17 protein-coding genes are annotated in these 22,503 nt (G+C 65.0%); 15 read left to right on the top strand and 2 right to left on the bottom strand.

The genetic code is table 11. The features are described 5' to 3' along the window. Positions 1–41: 41 nt before the first annotated feature. Positions 42–1,073: a phage shock protein operon transcriptional activator gene (pspF, locus tag AC0KVN_RS17460; RefSeq protein WP_435568197.1), complete on the top strand. Its 1,032-nt coding sequence runs from the start codon at positions 42–44 to the stop codon at positions 1,071–1,073. 30 nt (positions 1,074–1,103) lie between these two features. On the opposite strand, the gene AC0KVN_RS17465 is transcribed toward pspF, so the two are convergent. Then, the gene (locus tag AC0KVN_RS17465; protein WP_435568198.1) at positions 1,104–1,982 is read right to left on the bottom strand and encodes a 3-hydroxybutyryl-CoA dehydrogenase; all 879 of its coding nucleotides are present in this window, start codon (positions 1,980–1,982) and stop codon (positions 1,104–1,106) included. Between the two features lie 167 nt (positions 1,983–2,149). Between AC0KVN_RS17465 and AC0KVN_RS17470 the strand changes: the two genes are divergently transcribed. From AC0KVN_RS17470 to AC0KVN_RS17500, 7 genes are all read left to right on the top strand, one after another. Continuing rightward, on the top strand, positions 2,150–2,620 hold the full coding sequence (locus tag AC0KVN_RS17470; RefSeq protein WP_435568199.1) for a YbgC/FadM family acyl-CoA thioesterase: 471 nt from the start codon (positions 2,150–2,152) through the stop codon (positions 2,618–2,620). Continuing rightward, positions 2,617–3,336 carry a protein TolQ gene (gene tolQ / locus AC0KVN_RS17475; RefSeq protein WP_004209370.1) on the top strand — a complete coding sequence of 240 codons (720 nt, stop codon included), beginning with the start codon at positions 2,617–2,619 and terminating at the stop codon, positions 3,334–3,336. Before AC0KVN_RS17470 ends, tolQ begins: the two co-directional genes overlap by 4 nt. After that, a complete protein-coding gene (gene tolR, locus AC0KVN_RS17480; RefSeq protein WP_004209369.1) occupies positions 3,336–3,806 on the top strand; it encodes a protein TolR in 471 nt (156 codons plus the stop codon). Before tolQ ends, tolR begins: the two co-directional genes overlap by 1 nt. 18 nt (positions 3,807–3,824) lie before the next feature. Then, positions 3,825–4,796 (top strand): energy transducer TonB, encoded by a 972-nt coding sequence (locus AC0KVN_RS17485; protein ID WP_004209368.1) that lies wholly within the window; start codon positions 3,825–3,827, stop codon positions 4,794–4,796. Continuing rightward, positions 4,793–6,127 (top strand): Tol-Pal system beta propeller repeat protein TolB, encoded by a 1,335-nt coding sequence (tolB, locus tag AC0KVN_RS17490; RefSeq protein ID WP_037519409.1) that lies wholly within the window; start codon positions 4,793–4,795, stop codon positions 6,125–6,127. The genes AC0KVN_RS17485 and tolB overlap by 4 nt, the downstream gene beginning before the upstream one ends. Before the next feature lie 119 nt (positions 6,128–6,246). Continuing rightward, entirely contained in the window at positions 6,247–6,759 is a 513-nt protein-coding gene (gene pal / locus AC0KVN_RS17495; RefSeq protein ID WP_004209366.1) for a peptidoglycan-associated lipoprotein Pal, read from the top strand. Between the two features lie 162 nt (positions 6,760–6,921). Then, positions 6,922–7,698 carry an IclR family transcriptional regulator gene (locus AC0KVN_RS17500; RefSeq protein WP_313393393.1) on the top strand — a complete coding sequence of 259 codons (777 nt, stop codon included), beginning with the start codon at positions 6,922–6,924 and terminating at the stop codon, positions 7,696–7,698. Between the two features lie 153 nt (positions 7,699–7,851). Here AC0KVN_RS17500 and AC0KVN_RS17505 read toward each other — a convergent pair whose 3' ends face one another. After that, a complete protein-coding gene (locus AC0KVN_RS17505; protein WP_037519407.1) occupies positions 7,852–10,794 on the bottom strand; it encodes a TonB-dependent receptor in 2,943 nt (980 codons plus the stop codon). A gap of 328 nt (positions 10,795–11,122) precedes the next feature. Between AC0KVN_RS17505 and AC0KVN_RS17510 the strand changes: the two genes are divergently transcribed. The 7 genes from AC0KVN_RS17510 (at position 11,123) to AC0KVN_RS17540 (ending at position 22,489) form a co-directional block, all read left to right on the top strand. Beyond that, on the top strand, positions 11,123–12,334 hold the full coding sequence (locus AC0KVN_RS17510; protein ID WP_435568200.1) for a rhamnogalacturonan acetylesterase: 1,212 nt from the start codon (positions 11,123–11,125) through the stop codon (positions 12,332–12,334). A gap of 12 nt (positions 12,335–12,346) precedes the next feature. After that, the gene (locus AC0KVN_RS17515; protein ID WP_435568219.1) at positions 12,347–13,882 is read left to right on the top strand and encodes a rhamnogalacturonidase; all 1,536 of its coding nucleotides are present in this window, start codon (positions 12,347–12,349) and stop codon (positions 13,880–13,882) included. 104 nt (positions 13,883–13,986) lie between these two features. Continuing rightward, positions 13,987–14,301 (top strand): L-rhamnose mutarotase, encoded by a 315-nt coding sequence (locus AC0KVN_RS17520; RefSeq protein WP_097385013.1) that lies wholly within the window; start codon positions 13,987–13,989, stop codon positions 14,299–14,301. A gap of 22 nt (positions 14,302–14,323) precedes the next feature. Further along, the gene (locus AC0KVN_RS17525; protein ID WP_435568201.1) at positions 14,324–17,332 is read left to right on the top strand and encodes a glycoside hydrolase family 35 protein; all 3,009 of its coding nucleotides are present in this window, start codon (positions 14,324–14,326) and stop codon (positions 17,330–17,332) included. Next, on the top strand, positions 17,333–18,448 hold the full coding sequence (gene bglB, locus AC0KVN_RS17530; protein ID WP_435568202.1) for a beta-galactosidase BglB: 1,116 nt from the start codon (positions 17,333–17,335) through the stop codon (positions 18,446–18,448). A 28-nt stretch (positions 18,449–18,476) separates the two neighbouring features. After that, on the top strand, positions 18,477–20,057 hold the full coding sequence (locus AC0KVN_RS17535) for a rhamnogalacturonidase (RefSeq protein ID WP_435568203.1): 1,581 nt from the start codon (positions 18,477–18,479) through the stop codon (positions 20,055–20,057). Then, complete coding sequence (locus AC0KVN_RS17540; RefSeq protein ID WP_435568204.1) at positions 20,057–22,489, top strand: glycosyl hydrolase 115 family protein; 2,433 nt, start codon at positions 20,057–20,059, stop codon at positions 22,487–22,489. The genes AC0KVN_RS17535 and AC0KVN_RS17540 overlap by 1 nt, the downstream gene beginning before the upstream one ends. Positions 22,490–22,503: the final 14 nt, after the last annotated feature.

Below are 22,503 nucleotides of genomic sequence, written 5' to 3' on the forward strand. Positions count from 1 at the left end.
TCGCTTGCTGAAAGTTGGGAAATTTCCCCATATTTTGGCGCATGGAGAAAAATACGCAGTTTGTCGGCCAGTCGCTGGCCTTTCTCGACGCTGTCGAGCTGGCCGGGCGGGCCGCCGAACTTAATCGCCCGGTGCTGGTGATCGGCGAACGCGGCACCGGCAAGGAGCTGATCGCCGAGCGCCTGCACCATCTGTCGCCGCGCTGGGGCGAGCCGCTGATCGTGATGAACTGTGCCGCCCTGCCCGAGACGCTGATCGAGGCGGAATTGTTCGGCCATGAACAGGGCGCCTTCACCGGCGCGACCAAGGCGCGGCCGGGCCGGTTCGAGGAGGCCGATGGCGGCACCTTGTTCCTGGACGAGCTGGGCACATTGTCGATGGCGGCGCAGGAGCGGCTGCTGCGCGTGATCGAATATGGCGAGGTGACGCGGATCGGATCGTCGCGGCCGGTGATGGTCGATGTCCGCATCGTCGCGGCGACCAACGAGGATCTGCCCGCCGCCGCCGATGCCGGGCGCTTCCGCCCCGATCTGCTCGACCGGCTGAGCTTCGAGGTCATCACCCTGCCGCCGCTGCGCGCGCGCGAAGGCGACATAACGGTGCTGGCCGACCATTTCGGCCGGCGCATGGCGGCGGAACTGAACTGGCCGCAATGGCCCGGTTTCTCCGCCGCCTGCGCAGCCGAACTGGAAGGCTATGGCTGGCCGGGCAACGTGCGCGAACTGCGCAATGTGGTGGAACGGGCGGTCTATCGCTGGCTCGAGCCGGGGCGGCCGATCTCGGCGATCGTGTTCGACCCGTTCGCCTCGCCCTGGAAACCGCGCCCGATGATGCCGGGGACTGCGGCAGTTTCACCGGAAAGCGCGGCGCCGGCACCTGTGACCGCATCGGTGATGAACGGCCATGGCGATGTCACCGATCTCAAATCGGCGGTCGATGCGCATGAGGCGGCGATCGTGCGGGCCGCGCTGGAGCGGTTCCGCTATAATCAGCGCGCGACCGCCAAGGGGCTGGGCCTGACCTATGACCAGTTGCGCCACTGCATGAAGAAACATGGGCTGAGCGCGGGATAGGGCGGCACAAGGCCGCCCTACCGGACGGATTTAGCGGGTCGGGACGGGTTCCGGGCCGGAATAATCGTAAAAGCCCCTGCCGGTCTTGCGGCCATACCAACCGGCCTCGACATATTTGACCAGCAGCGGCGCCGGACGATATTTGGGATCGCCGGTGGTGGTGAGGAAGACGTTGAGGATTTCGAGCGCGGTGTCGAGGCCGACGAAATCGAGCAGGGTCAGCGGCCCCATCGGATGGTTGAGGCCCAGCTTGCAACCCTGGTCGATGTCGGTGACGCTGCCGACCCCCTCACCCAGCACGAACACCGCCTCGTTCAGCATCGGCAGCAGGATGCGGTTCACCACGAAGCCCGGTGCGTCGAAGGCATGGACCGTGGTCTTGCCGATCTTCGCGGCGAAACCCTCGACCGCGGCGACCGTTTCGGGCGACGTGGCAAGGCCGCGAATGACCTCGACCAGCACCATCACCGGCACCGGATTGAAGAAATGGACGCCGACGAAGCGGCTGGCGTCAGGCGCGGCCTGGGCGAGGCGGGTGATCGGGATCGACGAGGTGTTGGTGGCGAGGATGGCGCCGGGCGCCAGTATCTTGCCGACATTGGTGAAGATGGTGCGCTTGACCTCTTCCCGCTCGGTCGCGGCCTCGATCACCAGCTGGGCGCCGGCGAGCGGCGCGATCTCGCCGACCGGGGTGATGCGGGCCAGTGCGGCATCGGCATCGGACTGGCTGATCTTTTCCTTTTCGACCGCGCGGGCCAGCAGCTTGGCGATGCCGGCCTTGCCCTTTTCGGCGCGGGGCAGGTCGATGTCGGACAGGATCACGTCATAGCCGGCCTGGGCGGCGACCTGGGCAATGCCCGCCCCCATCTGGCCGGCGCCGATCACGCCCACGGTCTTTATGTCGGTCATGTCCCATTCTCCTCACCAAATGTTCGTTCCAGTCACCCCTACCGACAAGTAAGGCCGCGCGCCAAGCCCCTTCGCGGGCGGCGAACGGGCCATCGCGACGGATGGATGGTTCGCCCGCGCGATTTTCCGCCTTTGCGCGAACCGCACGCCATGCTTAATAGCCGCCCATGCCCCTTGCCGATCCCCTGCCAGCGCCCGCATCCGGACGGTTCATCGCCGCCGTGCATCATTTCCCGCTGCGCATCTATTTCGAGGATACGGACCTGTCGGGGCTGGTCTATCACGCCAATTATCTGCGCTATATGGAGCGCGCCCGGTCCGACATGCTGCGCATCGCCGGCATCGACCAGCGCGCCAATCATGAAGGCGGCGAAGGCGTCTATGCCGTCACCGACCTGAAACTCGCCTATCGCCGTCCCGCCCGGCTGGACGATGACCTGATGGTCGTCAGCCAGATGATGGAGGTGCGGGCCGCCAGCTGCGTCATTCAGCAAAGAGTCATGCGCGGCGAGGACATATTGACCGACGGCGTCATCACCGTCGCCTATCTGACACCCCAGGGACGACCGCAGCGCCAGCCGCGCCCCTGGATCGAGATTTTCAGCCGTTTGATGCGAGGGGAAGACATCCACCCATGAACCTGTCCATGCCTGACGTCGGCGCCGCCGTTGGCGCCGCAGCCGACGCCGCCACCATTTCGCCGCTCGCCCTGTTCCTGCAGGCCGACATCGTCGTGAAGGGGGTGATGCTGGGCCTGTTGCTGGCCAGCATCTGGACCTGGGCGATCATCATCGGCTTCAGCTTCACCCTGCGCAAGGCGAGCAAGCAGAGCCGCGCGTTCGAGGCGGATTTCTGGAAGGCGGACGATATCGACCGTTTCTATGAAGCCCGCGGCAAGGCCGAATTCCCGGCCGCCAAGGTGATGGCCGCCGGCGTCACCGAATGGCGCCGCTCCACCGCACAGAAGGTGATCGACCGCGACGGCACGCGCGACCGGCTGGCGACCAGCATGTCGAGCACGATCGCGGCCGAGGTCGACCGGCTGTCGGACCGGCTGAACATCCTGGCGACGGTCGGTTCGGTTGCCCCCTTCGTCGGCCTGTTCGGCACCGTCTGGGGCATCATGCGCGCCTTCACCTCAATCGCCGCGGCGCAGAACAGCTCGCTCGCCGTCGTCGCGCCGGGCATTGCCGAGGCCTTGTTCGCGACCGCGATCGGCCTGTTCGCCGCCATCCCGGCGGTGATCGCCTACAACCGGTTCAGCCATGGCATCAACCGGATGGAATCGCGCCTCAACCGCTTTGCCGATGGCTTCTACGCGACGCTGAGCCGCGAGCTTGAGGCCCAACGCTGATGGCGATGTCTGGTCCTCCATCCGGTCGGCGCGGGCGCAATCGCGCGCCGATGGCAGACATCAACGTGACGCCGCTGGTCGACGTCATGCTGGTGCTGCTGATCATCTTCATGGTGACCGCGCCGCTGCTGGTGACCGGCGTGCCGGTGAACCTGCCCGAGACGCGCGCCAAGGGGCTGGACCAGGATGCCAAGCCGACCGTGGTGTCGATCGATCGCGACGGCGCCATCTATGTCGACGAGGATGTGGTCAGCGATGCCGACCTGCCCGACCGGCTGGCCGAGATCGTGTCGGCCAATGCCGGCAAGCCCGACGCACCGCAAATCTTCCTGCGGGCGGACACGGCGCTGGATTATGGCCGGGTGATGCGGGTGATGGGCGAGCTCAACCGGGCCGGCCTCAACAAGGTGGCGCTGGTCAGCACCGGCGGGCAGGACGGCGCCGACGATGTCAGCGCAGGTTCAGAATAGGGGCCATAGGTCAAACCGATGGAACGCGCGGAAAAAATCGGCCTTGGCGTCGCGACGGCAGGACATGTCCTGCTGTTCGGCCTGCTGTCGGCCGGGTTCCTGGCGACGCCCAATCCGCTGAAGCTGAACAGCCCGCCGATGGATGTCAGCCTGGTGGACGAAGTGGCGCTGCAATCGACCGCGCCGCGCATCTCGACCGAGCCGCCCCCCCCCAGCGTCGCGCCTGAGAAGGGCCCGACCGAGGACGCTGCGCCCGCTGCCCAACCCGAGCCAGCCCCCGTGCCCGAGCCTACCCCGGCGCCGCCCAAACCAAAGCCGGTCCCGCCCAAGGAAGTCGCGAAGCCCGCGCCGCCCAAGCCGAAACCAACACCGCCGAAGAAGGAAACGCCCAAGGCGGCGCCCAAGCCCAAGCCGGCGCCCGAAAAGCCGGCGGAAAAGCCCAGGGCGAAGCCGGCGCCGGAGAAGCCCAAGGCAGCAGCGGCGGCGCCCGCCAAGGCGAGCGCCAAGCCCGCGCCCAAGGCCGCCAAGCCGGCCGCGGCATCGGGATCGGGCAAGGCCGCGGCCAAGCCCAAGGGATCGCTGCTGGGCAATGATTTCCTCAAAGGCATCGACACCAGCGCCGACGCGCCGCGTAAACCCGCCGCCGCGCCGCAGGCCGCCGCCATGGGACCGCAGCAGAAGGCCGCGCTGGACGCCGAGATCCGCCGGCAGCTCAAGCCCAACTGGCGCCCGCCGTCAGGCGCGGATGCCGATCAGCTGGTGACCCTGCTGGAAGTGCGACTGGACAAGAATGGCGCGGTGATCGGTACGCCCGAAGTGATCGACCAGTTGGGCGTCACCGCCAGCAACCGGCCCCAGGCCAAGCTGCACGCGGAGCGCGCGATCCAGGCGGTGAAGCTCGCTTCGCCCTTCCGCAATTTGCCGCCCGAATATTATGAACAATGGAAATGGCTGCGGCCACTCCGCTTTGACGCGAGGCTGACCCGATGACGACGACCCTGCTCCGCCGCCTGGCCGCGGCGACCGCCGCCCTGCTCGCCTTCACCGCCATGCCCGCGCTGGCGCAGCTGTCGGTCGACGTGACCGGCGATATCGACAGCAATTTGAAGATCGCAGTGCCCGCGCTGCCGGCGCAGCAGGATGTGGCGACCCCGGCCGGCACCGCCAATGAACTGGGCCGCAAGATCGCCGAGGTGATCGCCACCGACCTCAAGGGATCGGGCCTGTTCGATCCGTCCGGCCCGGCCGGCATGCCCGCGCTCGCTTTCCCGGAAGTGACCAACCCGGTCTATGACAAATGGGGTGCCTATCAGGCGCTGGTGCAGGGCTTTGTCCGTACCACCGGCGGCGAGGCGGACATTACCGTGGGCTGTTACCTTTATGACGTGGCGCTGAAGCAGGAATTGACGCGCCAGGGCTATGTCGTCGCGCCGCGCGACTGGCGCCGGGCCGCGCATAAATGCGCCGACGCCATCTATGCCCGCCTGTCGGGCGAGAGCCCCTTCTTCGACAGCCGGATCGCCTATATCGCCGAGAGCGGCCCCAAGGATAACCGCGTCAAGCGCCTCGCCATCATGGATTCCGATGGCGCCAACCACCGCTTCATCACCAATGGTCAGTCGATCGCCCTGACCCCGCGCTTTTCGCCCGATTACAAGTCGATCGTCTATGTGAGCTATCTGGGCAGCCGGGTGCGCATCTATGTCTATGACATCGGCACCGGGCAGCAGCGGCTGGTGACCGAGAGCAACAATACGACCTTCGCGCCGCGCTGGTCGCCCGATGGCCGCAACATCCTGTTCTCGATGGCGGTGTCGGGCAATACCGATATCTATCGCGTGTCCGCCCAGGGCGGCGCGCCGGTGCGGCTGACCAATTCGCCGGGCATCGATGTCGGCGGTTCCTATTCGCCCGATGGTCGCCAGATCGTGTTCGAAAGCGACCGGTCGGGCGGACAGCAAATCTATGTGATGAATGCCGATGGGTCGAACCAGCGCCGCATCAGCCATGGCGGCGGCCGCTATGCGACGCCCGAATGGAGCCCGCGCGGCGACCTCATTGCCTTCACCAAGCTGTCGGGCGATTTCAAGATCGCGGTGATGACGCCGAGCGGCGACAATGAGCGCATCCTGACCAATGGCTGGCAGGACGAGCAGCCGACCTGGTCGCCCAATGGCCGCGTGCTGCAATTCTTCCGCACCACGCCGGGCCGCCAGGGCAGCAGCCAGGTGTGGCAGGTCGACCTGACCGGCGTGAACGAACGGCGCATCCCGACGCCGCTCAGCGGCTCCGACCCGGCCTGGGGTCCGTTGCTGCCATAAGTTTTCCACAGCTTTTCGACGCGATAGGGAACCCTATCGTCTTGACAGCGTAACGATTTTTACCAACCATGCTGTTGCCCGTCCGGGTGGCAGAATGGCGATATCCTTAGGAGACCCCGATGAAGATCACCCGGCCCCTGCTCATGGCAACCGCCGTCCTGGCCCTCGCCGCCTGCTCGAAGAAGCCGCCGGCCGAACTGCCGCCGGCACCGGGTGGCAGCGACACGACCCAGACGGGCGGTCCGGTCGGCCAGACCGGCCCGGTCAAGGGCAGCCAGGAAGATTTCGTCGCGTCGGTGTCGTCCGACCGCATCTTCTTTGGCCTCGACCAATATGATGTCGATGCCGAGGATCAGGCGACGCTGCAGAGCCAGGCCGCCTGGCTGCAGCAGAACCCCAATGTCCGCATCACCATCGAAGGCCATGCCGACGAACGCGGCACCCGCGATTACAATATCGCGCTGGGCGACCGTCGCGCCAATGCGGCCAAAAATTATCTCGCATCGCTGGGCATTTCGCCCAGCCGCATCAACACCGTGAGCTATGGCAAGGAACGGCCGGCGGCTCTGGGTTCGGACGAGGCAAGCTGGGCGCAGAACCGCCGCGCAGTGACCGTTACCGTCCAATATTGATCCCCGTCGGGTCGCGACTGACGGCTATGGGCCCGCCGATTTCGATCGGCGGGCCCTTATGTTTTTGGGCCAGCCGCGATCTTCGTTCCGTCTTTGCGAAATTCGTTTCCGATATGTGGGACGACCCTATATATGGGACGAAAACAGGAAGCGAAAAAACATATGCAAGATGGCGAAGAGAAGCAGGAACAGGGCGTTAAGGGCACGCAGACGCTGATGCGCGCGCTCGATATCATGGACGAGGTGATCGACGGGCCGATCCGTGCCGCCGATCTGGCCCGCAAGCTGGGCATGAGCAAGACCACCGCGCACCGGCTGGTGCAGGCGCTGAAATCGCGCGACTATCTGGCGGTGACGCGCAACGGCTTCGCGCTCGGCCCCAAGCTGTTGCAACTGGGCGTGCTGGCGACCGAGCAGATCGACTATGTCCGTGTCGCCCGCCCGTTCATGGAATTGCTGTCGGAAAAGACCGGCTTTTGCGTGTTCGTGGGCAAGCGCGAAGGCGACTGGTCGCGCCATCTGGACCGGGTGACCGGCAACCAGCGGCTGCGTGTCGCGACCGCGCCGGGCGATCGTCGTCCAGTCGCCGAAACGGGCCTGGGCAAGGCGCTGCTGCTGGACGAGGATGAAGCGACCTGGGAACGGCTCTATGTCGAGGCCAAGGGCGGCGAGGCCAGCCGGGCGCAGATCGACGCCTATATTGCAGAAATGCGCATCCACAAGGGGCGCGGCGAAGTGCTGCATGACAGCGAACTGGGCGATGGCGTGCGGTCGATCGCGGTGCCGGTGCGCGATGCCAAAGGGCAGATCTGCGTCGCCATCTCGATCGCAAGCGCCGCCCATTATCTGACCGACGATGTTCGCCCGGCGCTGGCCGAGCAGGTGATGAAGTCGGCCGAACAGATCAGCGCCGCGGTGGGCTTCAGCGGCCAGCGCTGAGTTTCCTGACCTCCCGGATAAGAAAATGGGCGCGGTTACCAATGGTAACCGCGCCTGCCACATAAAAATGGAGCCTGATTCACGCCTTCGGTGAAAGCGCGAAGCGCTTCCACCTCAGACGATCAGGCTCCAAGTTTGGGGAGGACTGGGAAATTACATCCGGTAGGTCACGCCGAAGGTGAAGGTGCGACCGATGCGGGTTTCGAACAGCGTGTCCTGACGCTGGCTGTCGATATAGAGGCGGTTCTGCTCGTCGGTCAGGTTCTGCGCCTCGACGATGATCTTCAGGCGATCGGTGACATTGTAGCTGGCCGACGCATCCATGTAGAAGGTCTTGGCATTGCCCTGAAGGTCGCTGCCCGGCGAGGCCGGAATGCCGCGGATGAACTTGTCGCGGAAGTTGCCGGTGGTGCGGATCGAGAATTTGTCATCCTCATAATAGAGCGTGCCCGACGCGGTGTTCGGCGACAGGCCGACCAGGTCCGCCGTGGTCGTCACGGTCGGCACGCCGTTCACGCTGGCGAGGATATAGTCGATCTTCGACGTGACATGGGTGTAGTTGGCCAGCACGCCGAAATTGCTGAAGAAGCCGTCGAGGAAGGTGAAGGGGATCTGGGCATTGAGCTCGATGCCCTTGAGCTTGCCGCCCGGCGTGTTGAACGGCTGCGACACGGTGAACAGCTCATCCGGCAAGGTGTTGCTGTTTTCCAGCAGGGCGTTGGGAAGGCCGAGCTGGTTGAACGGAATCTGGCTGTTCACATTCTGGATGAAGCTCTTGATATCCTTGTAGAAGAAGGCGGCCGAGAGCAGCGAGCCGGGGCGGAAATACCATTCGACCGCGACGTCGAAGGTGTTGGCGCGGATCGGGTCGAGGAACGGGTTGTTGACATTACCGACGCGGGTGACCGGATTGACGCCGCTGGTCGGGGTCAGCAGGCCGAGTTCCGGACGGGCCATGACCTTGGCACCAGAGAAGCGGACCAGAACATTCTCGACCGGTTCGACGACGATGTTCGCCGAGGGCAGCCAATCGTCATAGCTGTTGCTGGCGGCCGCGAACTGGCCGGTCAGACCCGTCGGCGAGCTGGCCTGAGCCACGGCGATATAACCCGACGACAGCATGTCGGTCTTGACGTAGCGCACGCCGACGTCACCGCGAATGCCGAAGCCGATCGCATCGCTGAGGTCGAAATTGGCCATGAGATAGCTGCTCATGACCTCTTCGCGCACGCGGCTGCGGCCGCCGCCACATTCGACGCCGCAGTAACGGACATCGTCAAAGCCGAAGGTGTCGGCCCATTTGTCGGGATCGATCGCCGCCCAGCTGGACGGGGCGCCATGGCCCCACAGCTTGTCGACGCCGGTGATGTTGGTGGTGATATCGGCCAGCGTTGTGCCGGCCGGCAGCGCCCGCACCACGGTATCGGCATTATACGGCCTTAGGAAGGTCGAGAGGAAATTGCTGCGTCGATATTGCGCGCCGCCCTTGATCGAGAAGGCGTCGCTGACCGTCCATTTGAGGTTGATGTCGGCGGTCATATTGTCGGTGGTGTTCTTCGACGGCTTGCCCTGATAGCTGAAGCCGCCCAGCACGGTGCCGTCGGCGCGGCCCGGCGCATAGTTGAAGCTGGCAGGATCATTGACATCGACGCCGAAGCCCAGCGTCGGCGTGGTGCCTCCCTTGCTGTAGTCGATCGAGAAGCCATCGGTGTCGATCGCGTCCATGAAGGTCTGCAGACGCTTCTTGCCATCCCAGATGGAGCGGTTGAAGCCGACGATCCCGCTCAGTTCCAGACTGTCGTTGAGGCGACGGCGGAAGTTGAGGTTGGCCTGCTTGAAGGTCGAGACAAAATGGTCGACCAGTCCTTCGGAACGGACATCGACGCCATCGAACACGCCTTGGAGCAGCGAGCCATTTTCGTCGAACTCGATATCGCGCACGGAGGTCATCGGCTGGCCGTTATTGGCGGCCGAGCGGGCGAAGGAGATGGCGGCGATATAATTGTCGCGGCGGGTCACCTCGAACCGCGAATAGAGCATGTCGAGCGAGATGTCGGTGTCGTCGTCGGGGTTGAACTGCAGGGTCAGCGACCCGCCGATCCGTTCCTGATTCTGTTCCGAATTGAGGTAGCGCGGAATGCGCGGCAGGAAGGCCCCGCTGCCCGGCGTATTGGGCAGGTCGTCGCGACGCAGATCATAGATGGCCTGATAGGCGGCGCTGGTGCTGGTGCGCGGATTGCCGGTCGAGCAATTGAGCGCATCGGCGCCCTTGGCAGCATTGTCGGCCGGGTTCTGCGGCGCGAAGCCGACCGGCGAGCAGAAACCGCCATTGGTATTGGCCGACAGGATGTCCACCGCCGAATAGCCGACTTCGCGGATATGGCGCTTCTGATAGGCGACCGAGCCGAGGATGCCGAAGCCGCTGTCGCCGAACTTCTTCGATACCAGCAGCGAGGCACGCGGATCGACCTCCTTCGACAGCTCGTTATAGACGCCGCGCGCGGTCATCGAGAGGACGAAATCCTCCTTCTGCTCCATCGGCTTGGGCGCGCTCAGATCGACCGTCGCGCCGAGCGAACCTTCCTCGACATCGGCCGAGGGCGTCTTGCGCACCGACAGGGCCGAGAAGATTTCGGTCGGGAAGACGTTGAAGTCGAAGCTGCGGCCATTATTGCCGGCGCCGTAAATGTCCGACGAACCGGTCTGCGACGTCCCTTCCATGCCGTTGATGCGGGTGCGGGTGAAGGCCGGGCCAAGGCCGCGGACCGAGATGTTGCGGCCTTCGCCGCCGTCGCCGCGCTGGAGCGCGATGCCCGGCACGCGCTGCATCGATTCGGCAAGGTTGGAGTCGGGGAACTTGCCGATATCTTCGGCGACGATCGAGTCGATCGCGGCGGCTTCCTGCCGCTTCATGCTGAGCGCGCTGTTGAGCGAGGCGCGGAAGCCGGTGACGACGATGTCGGCATTTTCCTGGTCGGGCTGTGCCTGCGGCGCCTGGTCCTGCGCAAAGGCCGGCGCGCCCGCCATCATGGCGACGGCCAGCGCGATCACCGACGAACGGCGCGCGGACGCAATACGGCTGTAATGCTCGATCATGACTTCCTCCCCAATGTGCCGGCCCTCGCCAGCATTCCCACTATGTGAAATTTTGTGTCACACTATATTATATTTCACGACATTTCCATAAAAATCATAATATGATCGCAAGTTCCACGATGTGGACCGCCATGACGCTGATCGCATTGGATGCAGGGAGGGATTGACCGGAATTTTTTCCCTATATATGGATCATGCTATCAATTTATGAGACCGATCCTATCGTGATCGCGACCGGATTCCTGCTTCCGCCTCTGCACGGGCGGTTTTCTTGGGGGAGCGCGTCTTGGCGCGCTCCCCTATTTGTCTCGCTCAGGATGTTTGCGTCATGCCGCTCAGCACCAGCCTTGCCCTGATCCTGATGGCAGGATCCTCCATCGCCGCGCCGCAGTCCTTCGACCTGTCGTCGGGCAGCGCCACACGGCAGACACCCTATCAGGCTGGCGGCCATGGCATGGAACCGGGCAGCACGGACGATGATTTCCTGTTTTCGGTGGCCGTGCCCGACGGCACCTATCGGGTGACGCTGACGCTGGGTAACCGTAAGGCGGCTGGCGACACCACGGTCAAGGCGGAGGCACGGCGGCTGATGCTGCGCAATGTCGCGACCAGGAAGGGGCAGTTCGTCGAACGGCAGTTCCTGGTCAATGTCCGCAGCCCTGCCCTACCGCCGCCGCCCGCCAATGCGCCAGGCGGAACGGCGGTGCGGATCACTGCCGGCGATGCGCGCGAATATACGTGGGACGACCGGCTAACGCTGGAATTTCTGGGCAAGCCCCAGGTCGCTTCGGTGACGATCGAGCCGGTGAGCGCACCCACGATTTTCCTGGCGGGCGATTCGACCGTCACCGATCAGGCGGCCGAGCCGGCGGCGAGCTGGGGCCAGATGCTCCCCGTGATGCTGGACGGCAGCGTCGCGGTCGCCAACCATGCCAAGTCGGGCGCGACGCTCAAATCCTTCCTCACCGACCTGCGCTTCGACAAGCTGCTGTCGGCGGTAAAGCCGGGCGACTGGCTGTTCATCCAGTTCGGTCATAATGACCAGAAGCAGGAGTGGCCGCAGACCTATGCCGATGCGGCCACCACCTACCCTGCCTATCTGCGCGCCTATATCGCCGAGGCGCGGCGGCGCGGCGCCCATGCGATGCTGGTGACGTCCCCCGAACGGCGCAATTTCGACGAGAGCGGCCGCATCAAGGATACGCTGGGCAGCTATGCCGATGCGGTGCGCAAGCTGGCGGCCGAGGAACGGGTGCCGCTGATCGACCTCAATGCCGACAGCCGTACCATCTACGACGTGCTGGGGCCGCAGGTCGCACCCACCGCCTTCAATGATGGCGGCAAGGACAAGACCCATCATAATAATTATGGCGCCTGGTTGCTGGCGAGCGCGGTGGCCGAGCGGATCAGGGCACAGATTCCCGAACTGGCGCCCCATATCGTCGCGGCCCCCTTTGTGCCGGCCCAACCGCCGAGCGCGGCGCAGGTGGCGATCGTGCCGAGCCGGGCACATAGCGACGTGCGGCCGGCGGGCAACTGAGGCATGCTGAAGATGAGCCGGCGCGAGATGAGCCTGGGCCTGGCCGCCGGCGCGCTGCTGGCGCCCGGCACCGCCTTCCCCTTTGCCGGTCATGCGACGCGGCGCTTCGACGTGCGCGATCATGGCGCGCGCGGCGACGGCATGGCGATCGACAGCGATGCGATCAATGCCGCGATCCTGACCGCGTCGCAAGCGGGGGGCGGCACGGTGCTGCTGCCGCGGGGCCGCTACCTCTGCTTCTCGATCCGGCTGAAGAGCCATGTCACCCTGGTCATCGGCGACGGCGCGGTGATCGAGGCGGCCGATCCGGCGCGCCATGCCGGGCGCTATGACCTGCCCGAGACGGGGATCGATCAGCTTTATCAGGATTTCGGCCATAGCCATTGGCACAACAGCCTGATCTGGGGCGAGGATCTGGTCGAGGTTGCGATTCTTGGCCCCGGCATGATCCATGGGCTGGGCCTGACCCGCGACGGACCGGGCGCCCGCTGGAAGAAGCAGGCGGGCGAACGGCCGCTGTCGATGCGCGGCATGAGCGACGCGCAAATTGCCGAGCTGGAGCCCGATGCCGCGAAGATGAACGGTCTGGGCAACAAGGCGATTGCGCTGAAGAACGGCCGCGACATTCATTTGAGCGGCTTTTCGATCCTGAAGGGCGGGCATTTCGCGATCATCGCGACCGGCACGCAGCAATTGCGCATCGACAATCTGGCGATCGACACCGAACGCGACGGCATCGACCTCGACTGCGTGCGCGACGTGGTGGTGGAACGCTGCCGGGTCAATTCGCCCAATGATGACGGCATCGTTGTCAAGAGCAGCTATGCGCTGGGCCGCGCGATCGCATCGGAGAATATCCTGATCCGCGACTGCGACGTGTCCGGCTATGATATGGGATCGATGCTGGACGGCACCAAGCGCACCACACAGCAGATCGCGCCCGACCAGGACCGGGTCACCGGTCGGATCAAGCTCGGCACCGAGAGCAATGGCGGATATCGCAATATCCGGATCGAGGATTGCCGCTTCACCCGCTGCCGCGGGCTGGCGCTGGAAACGGTCGACGGCGGGGTCATGGAGAATATCGCCGCGCGGCGGCTGACCATGCGCGAGGTGACGACCGCGCCGATCTTCCTGCGCATCGGCGATCGGCGGCGCGGGCCGGATGGCACCGGCATCGGCGCGATCAACGGCGTGGAGATCAGCGAGGTGGATGCGCGCGGGATCGACCACAGATTTGCCGCGAGCATTGCCGGCCTGCCGGGCCATCCGGTGCGCGACGTGACGCTGCGCGACGTACATCTGGTCTATCAGGGCGGCGGCACCGCGCAGGATGCGGCGCGCAGGCCCGCCGAACTGGCCGATGCCTATCCCGAACCCAGCATGTTCGGCGTGCTGCCCAGTTGGGCGCTATGGGCGCGCCATGCCGAGCGGCTGACGATCGAGCGCTTTTCCGCCGAGACGGCGACACCCGACGCGCGGCCACCGGCGCTGTTCGACGATGTGGCGGGCCTGACGATCCGCAACAGCCCGATCCTGGCGCGCTGAAACGGACATCGTCCCACCCATTCTTAGCATTTGACGAACATGTGGGACGATGTTACCCAAATATCGGTTTCGAGTTCCATAATATGGTTCACAGGGGAGAGCCGATGTCCGTCCACGCCTTCAAGATGCAGCTCAAGCCCGGCGTGGTCGCGGAATATCGCAAGCGCCATGACGAGATCTGGCCCGAATTGTCGGCGCTGCTGACCGAGTCGGGGATCCATGATTATTCGATCTTCCTGGACGAAGAGACGCTGAGCCTGTTCGCGGTGCTGAAGCTGCGCGAGGACAATAGCCGCGAAAGCCTGCCCGACCATCCGATCATGAAGCGCTGGTGGGATTATATGGCGCCGCTGATGGAAGTGCAGCCGAGCAACCAGCCCAAGGAATGGCCGCTGTCGCTGCTGTTCCACATGGATTGAGTGCAGGAACAGGCTGACACCCATGCGTAGCTTCATCGCCGCCCTCGCCCTTGGCACCATGCTGGCCACGCCTGCGCTCGCGCAGCAGGCCAAGCCCACCGCCAACCTCTCCGCGCCGGTCAAGACATTCGGCCGCGTCTCCTATGACGCACGATCGCTGATGATCGACGGCAAGCGGATGGTGATCTGGTCGTCGGAATTCCACCATTTCCGCCTGCCCTCGCCCGATCTGTGGCGCGATATCCTCCAGAAGATGAAGGCGAGCGGCTTCAACAGCGTCGCCGTCTATTTCGACTGGGGCTTCCACAGCCCGAAAAAGGGCGTGTACGACTTTAGTGGTATCCGCGACATCGACCGGCTGCTGACCATGGCGGAGGAAGAAGGCCTCTACGTCATCACCCGCGCCGGACCCTATGTGAATGCGGAATTGTCGCGCGGCGGCTTTCCCGGCTGGCTGGTCAACCAGCGCGCCCGCGCCCGCACCGATGATCCCGACTATATGGCGGCGGCCGACGAATGGCTGACGAAGGTCAACGCGATCATCGCCAAGCACCAGATCAACAATGATCCGAGCCGCAAATATGGCGTGATCCTGCACCAGATCGAAAATGAGCTGGCGATGACCACGCCGGCCCAGCGGCGTTACATGGATCATCTCTATGCCAAGGCACGCGCCGACGGCATCACCGTGCCGCTGTTCCACAACGACCAGGGCCGCAACGGCTATTGGGCGCCCGAAAGCAGCAAGGTGGACAAGGTCGTCCATGGCCCCAACGACATGTATGCGTTCGACGGCTATCCCGGTGGCACCTGTACCGTGGATGGCAAGCCGACGCGTGGATCGGCCGCACCCGACTGGGGCTATTATGGTCCTGGCGGCGCCAAGGGCGGCGCTTCGGCCTCGCCCGACACGCCCGGTTTCCTGGCCGAATTCGGTGGCGGCTGGTTCGACTATTGGGGATCGAACGGCGGCTATGAATGCAACGCGATCCAGCGTGGCAAGCGGTTTCAGCGGGTCTTCTATGGCACGAACCTCGCCAATGGCATCGGCATCCAGAGCTTCTACATGGGCTATGGCGGCACCAGCTGGGGCTGGCTGCCCGCGCCGGTGGTGTTCAGCAGCTATGATTATGGCTCCGCCATTTCCGAGCCGCGCGAAATTCGCGAAAAGGCGCTGGAGATGAAGCAGTTGGGCGGCCTGATCGCCTCCGTCCCCGACATGGCCGGCATGATCCCGGCCGGGACACCGGAGATCAGCTCGCCCAATATTCAGGTCTATCACAATAAGAGCCCGGAGACGGACGCGCGCTTCCTGATGGTGACGCACAAGCCGTCCAACGGGCAGACCAGCGACAATTTCAGCTTCACCGCCGACCTGCCCGATGGCCGCTATAGCGTGCCGATGCAGCTTAATGGCTTTGATGCCAAATGGCTGGTTGCGGGCGTGACGCTCGGCGGGCAGCGGCTGGTCTATTCCAGTTCCGAACTGCAATCGGCGCAGCAGATCGACGGCAACGACCTGATCCTGCTCTATGGCCGCGCCGGCGAGCCGGGCGAGACGGTGCTGCGCTATGCATCCGCACCCAAGGTGACGGTGGTTGAGGGGCAGGCGAACAGCGCGTTCGATGCCGCCAAGGGCGACCTGAAGCTGGATTACAATCATCAGGGCCGCGCCGTGGTGCGGATCGAGGGGGGCGGGCGTCCGCCGCTGACCCTGATCCTGGCCGACGAGGCAGAGGGTGCGCGTTACTGGCGCGAGCAGAACATGCTGGTGCGCGGGCCGGCGCTGGTGCGCAGCGCTGTTGCCAAAGGCGGTTCGCTGGCGCTGACCGGCGATACGGCTGCGGCCAGCCCGCTCGAAATCTGGGCGCCCAAGGCGGTCCGCTCGGTCAGCTGGAACGGCGCGAAGGTGACGACGAAGGCGACAGCCATCGGCAGCATCGCCGCCGTCCAGCCGCTCGCCGGTCCGGTCGATGTCGCGCTGCCGGCGCTCAACGACTGGCGCATGGCGCAGGGTTCGCCCGAGGCGCAGCCCGGTTTCGACGACAGCGGCTGGCAGGCGATCGACAACCGATCCTACGCCAGCACCACCGCCAAGCCCGACGGCCAGCCCAATATGCTGATGGACGCCTATGGCTTCCATGACGGCGACGTCTGGTATCGCGGCCGCTTCACCGGGTCGCCCGACGCCAAGGCGCTGTCGCTTTATTATGGCGCCGGCGGTTCGGGACTGGTGCAGGCCTGGATCGATGGCAAGTTCCTGGGCGAAGGCGAAACGCCCGGCGGCCTGCCCCGGCCGATCACCACCGGCACCGCGCGCTTCGCCCTGCCGGCGGAGGCGCAGGCGGCGGGCGAGCATGTCCTTTCCGTCATGGTCCGCAACAATGGCCATAATTGGGACCTGGACAGCGACGATTTCCACAAGGAAGCGCGCGGCCTGGTGTCCGCATCGCTGGAGGGCGGCCCGAGCGGGCGCAGCTTCGCGGTGCCGATCAACTGGAAGATCCAGGGCAAGCAGGGCGGCGAGGATCTGCCCGATGTCGCCCGTGGTCCGGCCAATAATGGCGGCCTTTATGGCGAGCGGATGGGCTGGCACCTGCCCGGCTTCAACGACAGCGCATGGGCCAAGGCCAGCGTGCCCGCGACCCAGGCGGCGGCCGGGACGAGCTGGTATCGCACCAGCTTTGCCCTCAGCGTGCCCAAGGGGCAGGACGCGACCATTGGCCTCAGCTTCGGCGACGCCAGCAAGCCGCGTTCGCCGGTCCGTTACCGTGTGCTGGTCTTCGTCAACGGCTGGAACATGGGGCAGTTCATCGCCCATGTCGGGCCGCAGCGGACCTTCCCCATTCCCGAAGGCATCCTGAACCACAGGGGCCAGAACCATGTCGCGCTGGCCGTCACGTCCGACGGTCAGCCGGGCGATGCGCTCGAAACCGTGCGCCTCGTCACCCTACGCAATGTGAAAGGCGGTCTGCCGGTGCAGATGGTGACCGCGCCAAACGCACCTTCAGACCTCAAGGAGACCAAGTAAGTGGCCGCTCTCACCCATGATGTACCGCGCCAGCAGGTCGTCGAATCCATCGACCGGCTGATGGACAATCTCGTCAATATCAAGGACGAGACAGGCGAATTCCTGCTCCATCTGGAAGATGGCCGCATCATCGACACCAAGGGCTGGGCCGGATGGGAATGGACCCATGGCGTCGGCCTGTTCGGCATGTGGCGCTATTTCGAGCAGACCGGCGACCAGAAGGCGCTGGGCATCATCAAGCAGTGGTTCGAGGATCGCTTTGCCGAAGGCACGCCGACCAAGAATATCAACACGATGGCCCCGTTCATCACGCTGGCCTATCTGTATGAATATGAGCCCGACCCGCGCTATATCCCCTATCTGGACGTCTGGGCCGAATGGCTGATGGCGGCCGACGGCCTGCCCAAGACCGAAGAAGGCGGGTTCCAGCACATCGTCTATAATGACGTGAATCCCGGCGAGATGTGGGACGACACGCTGATGATGTCGGTGCTGCCGCTGGCCAAGATCGGCCTGCTGCTGGATCGCCCGGCCTATGTCGAGGAAGCCAAGCGCCAGTTCCTGGTCCATATCAAATATCTCTATGATACGAAGACCGGCCTGTGGTTCCACGGCTGGGACTTCAACGGTCGCCACAATTTCGCGCAAGCGCTGTGGGCGCGCGGCAATTGCTGGGTGACGATCGCCATCCCCGAGATCATCGAGATCCTGGACCTGAAGGAAGGCGATTTCTTCCGCACCTTCCTGATCGACACGCTGGCCGCCCAGGTGAAGACCCTGGCCGAGACGCAGGACGCCGAAACCGGCCTGTGGCACACGCTGATCGTCGATCCCACCAGCTATCTGGAAGCATCGGCCACCGCCGGCTTTGCCTATGGCATCCTGAAGGCCGTGCGGAAGGGCTATCTGCCGCGCCATTATGAAGCGGTCGGCATCAAGGCGGTGCGCGGCGTGCTGGCGAATATCGACGAGACCGGCGAGTTGCAGCAGGTGAGCTTCGGCACGGCGATGGGCGACACGATGCAGTTCTACAAGGACATCGCGCTCACCTCCATGCCCTATGGCCAGAGCCTGGCCATGTGCGCACTCGGCGAGTTCCTGCGCACCTATATCTGAGTCACGGGAAACGGGGATCGAGGGGTAAATGGAAGGACCGTTCGATCGCCGTTTCCTGCTGAAAGGTGCCGCCGGCATATCCATGCTGGCGGCACTGCCCGCTTTTGGCCGCGCCCTGCCGCAGGGCATCGTCAATGTCCGCGATTTCGGCGCGAAGGGCGATGGTAGCCATATCGACAGTCCGGCGATCGACCGAGCGATCGCCTTTGCCGCGGAGCGCGGCGGCGGGACCGTCTATGTGCCCCCCGGCCGCTATGCCAGCTATACCATTCACCTGAAGAGCAACATCACCCTGTGGCTGGACCGGGGCGCCACCCTGCTGGCCGCATCAGTGCCGCTGACGGGCCTCGCCAAGGGCGGCTACGACGCGGCCGAGCCGCAGGATCCTGCAATCGCCCCCTATCAGGATTATGGCCATAATCACTGGCGCAACAGCCTGATCCATGGCGAGGGGCTGCATGATATCGCGATCTGCGGCGACGGGCTGATCTGGGGCAAGGGGTTGAGCCGGGGCCATCCCGACAAGGATCGGCCGGCCGCCGAACTGCCCGGCGTCGGCAACAAGGCGATCGCGCTCAAAAATTGCCGCAATGTCGCGCTGCGGGACTTTTCCATTCTGGAGGGCGGGCATTTCGCCCTGCTGGCCACCGGGGTCGACAATCTGCTGATCGACAACCTCACCGTCGACACCAACCGCGACGGCTTCGACATCGACTGCTGCCGCAATGTGCGGGTCAGCAACTGCACGCTCAACACCCCCTATGACGACGCGATCGTGCCCAAGTCCAGCTATGCGCTGGGCTATCCGCGCGCGACCGAGAATGTGACCATCACCAACTGCCATGTCAGCGGATCCTATGTCGTCGGCACGCTGCTGGACGGGACGTTCCGGCCGCTGGCGCGCAATCGCGACACCTGGCTGCTGGGGCGGATCAAGTGCGGCACCGAAAGCAATGGCGGGTTCAAGAATATCACGATCAGCAATTGCGTGTTCGACCAATGCTGGGGGCTGGCGCTGGAAACGGTGGACGGCGCGGTGATGGAGGATGTGACGATCAGCAACATCGCCATGCGCGGCTGTCACAGCCCGGCTTTGTTCCTGCGGCTGGGCCGGCGGATGCGCGGGCCGGCCGGCGCGGCGGTGGGATCGATGCGGCGGGTGCTGATCGACAATATCACCTGCCAGAGCGGGTCGATGCTGCCGTCGATCATCGCGGGCGTGGCCGGCCATCCGGTCGAGGACGTCCAGATCAGCAATTTCTTCATCGACCAGCCGGGCGGCGGCGACGCGGCGATGGCCGGGATCGATCCACCGGCGAAGGAAGAGGATTATCCCGATCCCGACCGGTTCGGGCCGTTGCCGGCGAGCGGTTTCTTTATCCGGCATGCCCGCAATCTGGACCTGAGCCATGTCGAGATACGGGCACGGGCGGCGGACGCGCGGCCGGCCTTCTGGCTGAAACATGTCGAGGGGTTTGACGTATCCTATCTGAAGATGCCGGGCGGCGCGGATGCCTTCCGGCTGGAGCATGTGACCGGCTTTCGCAGCAGCGCGATCCGCGACCTGCCGGACCGGCGGATCGACACAACCAACATGGTGCGTTTCTGATGCGCTGGTGGCTGGCGCTGCTGCTGCTTGGCGCGACGCCGGCGCAGGCGGCGGACTGGGTGCGGTCGGTGGCGCAGCGGGGGGATTTCCCGCTGGTGGCGCAGGGACAGGCGGCGCGGATCGTCACCGACCCAGCCGATGACGCCGTGGTAGGAATCGCCGCCGACGATCTGAAGCAGGATATTGGCCGGGTCACCGGGGCGGCCGAGGGCGGACAGGCGCAGGTGTGGATCGGCACGCTGGGGCATAGTGAAGCGATCGATCGGCTGGTGGCGGACAGGCGGATCGATGTCGCAAAGCTGAAGGGCGCGTGGGAGAGTTTCCTGATCCTGCCGGTCGAGCGGCCGGCGCCCGGCGTGGCGCGCGCGCTGCTGATCATCGGCAGCGACCGGCGCGGCACCGCCTATGGCGCCTATGAACTGTCGCGCGCGATCGGCGTGTCGCCCTGGCACTGGTGGGCGGATGTGACGCCGCTGCATCGCGATGCGCTCTATGTCGCCAGGGATGCCCGGCGGTTCGGGCCGCCTTCGGTCAAATATCGCGGCATATTCTTGAATGACGAAGATTGGGGGCTGGTGCCCTGGGCAGCGGGGAACCATGCGCCCGAGGAAAAGCCGCTGGGGCCGAAAACTTATGCACAGGTTTTCGAGCTGCTGCTGCGGCTGAAGGCCAATCTGCTGTGGCCGGCGATGCACAAGGTGACGACGCCGTTCAATGCCGACCCGGCCAATGCGGCGCTGGCCGATCGCTATGCCATCATCATGGGGTCGAGCCATGCCGAGCCGATGCTGCGCAACAATGTCGGCGAATGGACCGCGCCGGCCGAGGATTTCGATTATCTCAAGAACCCCGACGGGGTGCGGCGCTATTGGGATGCGCGGGTGCGCAGCAACGCCCGCTATGAGAGCATCTGGACACTGGGGATGCGCGGCATCCATGACAGTGGCATGGTGGGCCCCAAGACGGTCGAAGAGCGGCGCGCCACGCTGGAGCGCATCTTTGCCGACCAGCGCGCGATGCTGGCCAGGGCCGGTGCGGCGGACGCCCCGCAGGTCTTCACGCCCTATAAGGAAGTGCTGGACGTCTATCGCGCGGGCCTCAAGGTGCCCGACGATGTGACGCTGATGTGGCCGGACGATAATTTCGGCTATATCCGCCACTTCCCCGATGCCGCCGAGCGGGCGCGCAAGGGCGGGTCGGGCGTCTATTATCATCTCTCCTATCTGGGCGCGCCGCTCTCCTACCTATGGTTATCCACAACCCCGCCGGCGCTGGTCCGCGAGGAAATGGGCCGCGCCTGGGATGCCGGCGCGCGGCAGGTCTGGGTCGCCAATGTCGGCGATTTGAAGCCGGCGGAGCTGGCCACCGACTATTTTTTGAGCCTCGCCTGGGCTGTGGATAAGGTGCGGGCAAAGCCTGTGGATAAGTTTGTGGAAGACTGGGCGGCAGAGAATGTCGATGCCGCGCAGGCACCCGCCATTGCGGGGATATTGCGCGATTATCACCGGCTGAATTTCGCCCGGCGACCCGAGCATCTGCAGTGGAACCTGCCTGTGGATAAGTATCGGCAAAGCCCGCTGACGATCGGCGAGGCGGATGAACGGCTGGCGGCGTTTGCGGCGATGGAAGCGGCGCTGGCGAAAGTCGAGCCGGAGATCCCGGCCGAGCGACGCGACGCCTTCTATGAATTGCTGGCCTATCCGGTGCGGGCATCGGCGGCGGCCAACCGGCGGTTCTTTTCCGCCGAGGCGCATGACCGGCTGCGCGACAGCGACCTAGCCGAGGCGACGCGGCGTGGCAGGATTGCGCATGAAGCGGACAGCGAAATTGACAGGCTGACGACCTATTACAACCGCGAACTGGCGGGCGGGAAATGGCGCGGAATCATGGCGGTGGAGCCGGCGGACGGGCAATGGCGCAGCTATCGCCAGACGCCGGTGATCCTGCCGCCGATAGATGCGCTGGCGCCGCCGGCCGGGCCGGCGAAGGCGCAGCCAGCCGCCCCTCCCCTGCCGCTGCTGGCGCCGGACCGATTCGCCGGATGGACGCGCGTGGAGGGGCTGGGTCGTCATGGCGCGATGCTGGCGCCTGGCACCAAGGCCGGGGCGAGCCGCGCGACGATCGACCTGCCACCGGGCGAATGGACCGTGCTTGTGGATATCTTGCCGACCTATGCCGACAGGGATGGCGACACGCTGCATTTGACCATCGGCATTGATGGCGTGACGCAGGCGCTGGAGAGTCGGCGCGAGACCGGCAGTCGCGACTGGGCGATGGGAGTGCTGGACAATCGCGCGACCATAACGTTAACGCAACGACTGAGCGGCGGGCGCCATGTCGTGACGCTGGAGCATGCCGATCCCGGCGTGCTGATCGAGGCAGTCCGCTTCGTGCCGGCGACCGCAGAAAAGGCCGATCGCGGCTTGCATTAGTCTCATATCGTGTG

Source organism: Sphingobium sp. SG1 (genome assembly GCF_057063145.1).

Coding starts and splice junctions, on each gene's coding strand:
- AC0KVN_RS17535 (WP_435568203.1), top strand. CDS start 18,477: ATGGAAGGACCGTTCGATCGCCGTTTCCTGCTGAAAGGTGCCGCCGGC.
- pal (WP_004209366.1), top strand. CDS start 6,247: ATGAAGATCACCCGGCCCCTGCTCATGGCAACCGCCGTCCTGGCCCTC.
- tolQ (WP_004209370.1), top strand. CDS start 2,617: ATGAACCTGTCCATGCCTGACGTCGGCGCCGCCGTTGGCGCCGCAGCC.
- AC0KVN_RS17525 (WP_435568201.1), top strand. CDS start 14,324: ATGCGTAGCTTCATCGCCGCCCTCGCCCTTGGCACCATGCTGGCCACG.
- tolR (WP_004209369.1), top strand. CDS start 3,336: ATGGCGATGTCTGGTCCTCCATCCGGTCGGCGCGGGCGCAATCGCGCG.
- AC0KVN_RS17465 (WP_435568198.1), bottom strand. CDS start 1,982: ATGACCGACATAAAGACCGTGGGCGTGATCGGCGCCGGCCAGATGGGG.
- AC0KVN_RS17500 (WP_313393393.1), top strand. CDS start 6,922: ATGCAAGATGGCGAAGAGAAGCAGGAACAGGGCGTTAAGGGCACGCAG.
- AC0KVN_RS17485 (WP_004209368.1), top strand. CDS start 3,825: ATGGAACGCGCGGAAAAAATCGGCCTTGGCGTCGCGACGGCAGGACAT.
- pspF (WP_435568197.1), top strand. CDS start 42: ATGGAGAAAAATACGCAGTTTGTCGGCCAGTCGCTGGCCTTTCTCGAC.
- AC0KVN_RS17515 (WP_435568219.1), top strand. CDS start 12,347: ATGAGCCGGCGCGAGATGAGCCTGGGCCTGGCCGCCGGCGCGCTGCTG.
- AC0KVN_RS17470 (WP_435568199.1), top strand. CDS start 2,150: ATGCCCCTTGCCGATCCCCTGCCAGCGCCCGCATCCGGACGGTTCATC.
- AC0KVN_RS17540 (WP_435568204.1), top strand. CDS start 20,057: ATGCGCTGGTGGCTGGCGCTGCTGCTGCTTGGCGCGACGCCGGCGCAG.
- AC0KVN_RS17510 (WP_435568200.1), top strand. CDS start 11,123: ATGCCGCTCAGCACCAGCCTTGCCCTGATCCTGATGGCAGGATCCTCC.
- AC0KVN_RS17505 (WP_037519407.1), bottom strand. CDS start 10,794: ATGATCGAGCATTACAGCCGTATTGCGTCCGCGCGCCGTTCGTCGGTG.
- AC0KVN_RS17520 (WP_097385013.1), top strand. CDS start 13,987: ATGTCCGTCCACGCCTTCAAGATGCAGCTCAAGCCCGGCGTGGTCGCG.
- tolB (WP_037519409.1), top strand. CDS start 4,793: ATGACGACGACCCTGCTCCGCCGCCTGGCCGCGGCGACCGCCGCCCTG.